The following is a 4,262-nucleotide window of genomic DNA, read 5'->3' on the forward strand; positions in this document are numbered from 1 at the left end:
ATCGATTTTCGGAAAGGATTATGCGCAGATTCAAAGTGATAGAGCGTCCTTAGCGCGTCTGAAAAGACGCGCGGCGCTCTATCCGGCCACCCTCGACGCACGAACCCTCAACAGACTGCCGATCGGGCCTGCAACGCAGACCAGCAGGATTGCGCAGAAGATGAGGCCGGCACCGGCCAGCGTGGAAAGCCCGGGACGTTCCTGCAGCACGACAAAGGCGCCGAGCGCACCGAAAATGCTTTCGGCCGAAACGATGACCGCGGCGCGGGAGGCGGAGGTGTGGCGCTGTGCCCAGGTCTGCAGGCCGAAGGCAGCGCCCGTCGTGAAGACGCCGAGGATGAAGAGATGCGGCGCTGCCGCGCCGATACTGGCCGGCGCCGGCATCTCGCCGATCGCGAACGGGCTCGAAAACAGGGCAGCCATCACAAACTGGATGCATGCGGACCGGACAGGGCATCCATGCGCTGCCGCATGCCTGCCAAGCGCAACCATCCAGATCGCATAGAACAGCGCCGCAACGAGACAGGCAACATCACCATACTGCATGGTCGGCGCGCCCGAGGAGGCGCCAGACATCAGGAAGATGCCGCCGATGGCGATCACAGTCGCGGCGATCTCACTACGGCCCGCAATCTGGCCAAGTGCCAGCCATGCGATCAGGGGCGTCAACACCACACATGTATTGACCAGGAAGCTGGCATTGGTCACGCTCGCGCCGAGATAAGCATATTGCTGGATGGTGATCGCGGCCGTGAATGCCCCTGAGACCATCAGGATACTCTTCCAGTAGCCTTGGTCTGCCACCGGCTTCTTCTCGAACAGAATGAGTGGGATCATGACGGCAGCGGCAATCGCACACCGGAGACTGACTGCACTGAACGGACCGATATCCGCGAGCACGAGCTTCTGCGACAGATTGCCGAAACCCCAGAAGGCCGCAGCGAGCAGAAGGGCGAGTGGGGCAAGGCTCGTCGGCATCGCATAGCCCTCGCTCAGCTGTCTTTAACGAGGTTGAACACCATACCCAGCAAGACGGCCGACAGCAGGATGCCCGAAATCGGACCGACGGAAATTATCGAGGCGGCGCCCGTGGCGAGGCCGATCCGGAAACCGCTGAGACTCGCAAACGCTGACATGACCCGCCCCATCCCACATGGCGGGGGGAGAATCGTTCAAATCGAAATTTTTGTCCGGTAGGCTTTCTGAAATTTTACTGAAATCGACCTGCCGATGACAGCGCCACGCCTCTGAAAGGACGCGACGCCGGACTCCCTAATGCAGCGTCGGCGCAGTCTCCGTGCCCGTCAGCGAGCGATATTCCCAGGCGGCGACAATGATCAGCACTAGCGTCGCCAGGATGCCCATCAGATAGACCTCGATGAAGGGTGCTGCGAAGGCGAGCAGGATCAGAAACACCAGGCCGGCAAGATGTGATAGCGGCAGCTGGCCGCTGGTCGCGCCCTTGAACCAGAGATTGCCGATCAGGAACAGGCCGGAGCCGCCGAGCACGGCCGCGGCAATGCCGAGATCGCCGGTCTCGTGCGGATGCGAGAACATGAATTCGACCGCCACCGCATGAACGATGATGCCGGCCAGAATCGGGATATGCCCATAGGTGAAGGCCAGCCGCGCCAAGCTCCCCGGCGTCTCTTCATGCTCGATGCGGTGGGCGGCGCGCCCGTGGCCGAAGCGGAAATAGAGCCACCACATGGCGACCGTGCCGACGAAGCCGGTGACGAAGACGATGCTGGTCAGCCCGGAGAACGGCAGTTCCGAAAAGGTGCGGCCGGAAACGAGGATCGCTTCGCCGAGGCAAATGATGACGAAGAGCGCGCAGCGTTCGGCCATATGCGCGCCGGAAACATCCCAGTCCCGCGCCGTCGAGCGGCCAAGCCCTGGCACGGCAAAGCCCGCGGCCGGCCCGGCATATTCGATCGCAAGCGCAATCACCCAGGCGATCAGCCGGGCTTCATGCTCGAGCAGCCCGCCGGCAATCCAGAAGACCCCGGCAACCACGAGCCAGGCGGTGATGCGGACGAAATTCAGCGTGTTGGGGCGGTCGACGCGCGTCATCGCATAGGTCGTAAACAGCGAGCGCCCGACCTGCATCGCCACATAGGCGCCGGCAAACAGCAGCCCCTTGTCGCCGAAGGCCTCGGGGATGGAGGCAGACAGCAGCAGCCCGAGCATCATCAGCGCCACCAGCATGCCGCGCACTGGCATTTTGTCCGGATCGAGCCAGTTCGTCACCCAAGCCGTGAAGATCCACACCCACCAGACGGCAAAGGTCATCAGCGCCGCTTCGGCGGCACCGAGCGGCGTGTAGTGGGCGGCAAGCACATGCGAAAGCTGCGAGATCGAAAAGACGAAGACCAGGTCGAAAAACAATTCGAGAAAGGTCACCTTGCTGCCGCTAGCGCTGCCCTTGGCGCGCAGCCAGTTCGTTCCGTTCGTCTTCGCCATATGGCCCCCGATGGCTGGATTATGCGTGGATTGAAAGTGTAGCGGCGCTCAGCGCGGCTTTTCCGCCGTGTCGCGGCTCATGCCCTTTTCGCGGAGCTCGTCCTCGTAGGCGGAAAACAGCTCATCGCCCCGTTCGCCGAGCTCGCGCAGATAGGTCCAGGTGTAGATGCCGGTATCGTGCATGTCGTCGAAGCCGATCCGGACAGCGTAATTGCCGGTCGGCATCATCGAGATGATCGCAACATTGCGTTTGCCCGGCACTGTCACCTTCTGTCCTGGCCCGTGGCCTTGCACCTCGGCCGAGGGCGACAGCACGCGCAAGAGCTCGGCCGACAGGTCGAAGCTCTGACCGTCATCGAAGGTTACCACCAGCCGCTGCCTGTCTTTCGAGACGCGAAGTTCGCTCGGCCAGATATCGCTCATCATTTTGTCCTCTTCTCATGCGAGGAGTAGGCGCTGATCTTTTTCAGCGCAAGCTGAAATTGGCATGCTCGCGCGGGCTGTTTCCCTTGACGCGACAATAGCATATGCCCACATTGATGAGAGTACGGAGATACAGGTGAACACCAGAGTTGGAACGATAGGCAATGCATCGCCGCTGGTGGCAGGTGCGCACCCGATGATCGACCCCTTCGGGCGGTCGGTCACCTATCTCCGTGTCTCCGTCACCGACCGCTGCGATTTCCGCTGCACCTATTGCATGGCGGAAAACATGACCTTCCTGCCTAAGAAGGATCTCTTGACGCTGGAAGAGCTCGACCGGCTCTGTTCCGCCTTCATCGACAAGGGTGTCAGCAAGATCAGGCTGACGGGCGGCGAGCCCTTGGTGCGCAAGAACATCATGTATCTGGTTCGCCAGCTCGGCCAGAAGATCGGCTCCGGCCTCGACGAGCTGACGCTGACCACCAACGGCTCGCAGCTTTCGCGCCATGCCGAGGAGCTCTATGATTGCGGTGTACGCCGCATCAACGTCTCGCTGGATACGCTCGACCCCGACAAGTTCCGCAAGATCACCCGCTGGGGTGATTTCGCCAAGGTCATGGAAGGCATCGACGCGGCCCAAAAGGCAGGGTTGAAGATCAAGCTCAACGCCGTGGCGCTGAGGGATTTCAACGATGCCGAGATGCCGGAGCTTCTGCGCTTCGCCCATGGCCGCGGCATGGATCTCACCGTCATCGAAACCATGCCGATGGGCGAGATCGAGGAAGACCGCACCGACCAGTATCTACCGCTTTCAAAGCTGCGCGCCGATCTCGAAGAGCAGTTCACGCTTGCGGACATCGATTACCAGACCGGCGGCCCGGCGCGTTACGTCAGGGTCGAAGAAACCGGCGGCCGGCTTGGCTTCATCACCCCGATGACCCATAATTTCTGCGAAAGCTGCAACCGCGTCCGCCTCACCTGCACCGGCACGCTCTATATGTGCCTCGGCCAGAACGATGCCGCCGACCTGCGCGCAGCACTCCGCGCCACCGAAGACGACGCCCTCCTCCACGCCGCCATCGACGAGGCCATCACCCGCAAACCGAAGGGCCACGACTTCATCATCGACCGCACGCATAATCGTCCGGCGGTGGCGCGGCATATGAGTGTTACGGGTGGGTGAGAAGCGGTCCCACAAAGCGGGAGCAATCGATCCAGTGAATCGATTGCAGCTTCGAACGCCCTGAGCCATGCGAAGGGCCGGGATACGGTGCGGCAGACTCCCCTTCTCCCCAGCGGGGAGAAGATGCCCTTCAGGGTAGATGAGCATCTGTGTTTGGTGTCAAGGTGGATTTGGTGTCCAGATACGGTTTTTA

5 protein-coding genes are annotated in these 4,262 nt (G+C 61.5%); 1 reads left to right on the forward strand and 4 read right to left on the reverse strand.

The annotated features are described in order from the left end of the window. Positions 1 to 78: 78 nt before the first annotated feature. The 4 genes from C3Y91_RS37440 to C3Y91_RS37455 form a co-directional block, all read right to left on the reverse strand. A complete protein-coding gene (locus C3Y91_RS37440) occupies positions 79 to 978 on the reverse strand; it encodes a DMT family transporter (protein ID WP_024321885.1) in 900 nt (299 codons plus the stop codon). Between the two features lie 14 nt (positions 979 to 992). After that, positions 993 to 1,136, reverse strand: a complete 144-nt coding sequence (locus tag C3Y91_RS37445) for a hypothetical protein (RefSeq protein ID WP_018068663.1) — start codon at positions 1,134 to 1,136, stop codon at positions 993 to 995. A 136-nt stretch (positions 1,137 to 1,272) separates the two neighbouring features. Next, positions 1,273 to 2,463, reverse strand: coding sequence for a low temperature requirement protein A (locus tag C3Y91_RS37450; RefSeq protein WP_024321886.1), 1,191 nt, complete (start codon positions 2,461 to 2,463; stop codon positions 1,273 to 1,275). Positions 2,464 to 2,511: 48 nt separating this feature from the next. Then, positions 2,512 to 2,886 carry a gamma-butyrobetaine hydroxylase family protein gene (locus C3Y91_RS37455; RefSeq protein ID WP_032989254.1) on the reverse strand — a complete coding sequence of 125 codons (375 nt, stop codon included), beginning with the start codon at positions 2,884 to 2,886 and terminating at the stop codon, positions 2,512 to 2,514. A gap of 136 nt (positions 2,887 to 3,022) precedes the next feature. On the opposite strand from C3Y91_RS37455, the gene moaA reads away from it, so the two are divergent. After that, on the forward strand, positions 3,023 to 4,069 hold the full coding sequence (moaA, locus tag C3Y91_RS37460; RefSeq protein WP_018068660.1) for a GTP 3',8-cyclase MoaA: 1,047 nt from the start codon (positions 3,023 to 3,025) through the stop codon (positions 4,067 to 4,069). Positions 4,070 to 4,262 lie beyond the last annotated feature (193 nt).

Origin of the sequence: Rhizobium ruizarguesonis, from assembly GCF_012349115.1 — a bacterium.
GTDB classification, from domain to species: domain Bacteria; phylum Pseudomonadota; class Alphaproteobacteria; order Rhizobiales; family Rhizobiaceae; genus Rhizobium; species Rhizobium ruizarguesonis.

Coding starts and splice junctions, on each gene's coding strand:
- C3Y91_RS37440 (WP_024321885.1), bottom strand. CDS start 978: ATGCCGACGAGCCTTGCCCCACTCGCCCTTCTGCTCGCTGCGGCCTTC.
- C3Y91_RS37445 (WP_018068663.1), bottom strand. CDS start 1,136: ATGTCAGCGTTTGCGAGTCTCAGCGGTTTCCGGATCGGCCTCGCCACG.
- C3Y91_RS37450 (WP_024321886.1), bottom strand. CDS start 2,463: ATGGCGAAGACGAACGGAACGAACTGGCTGCGCGCCAAGGGCAGCGCT.
- C3Y91_RS37455 (WP_032989254.1), bottom strand. CDS start 2,886: ATGAGCGATATCTGGCCGAGCGAACTTCGCGTCTCGAAAGACAGGCAG.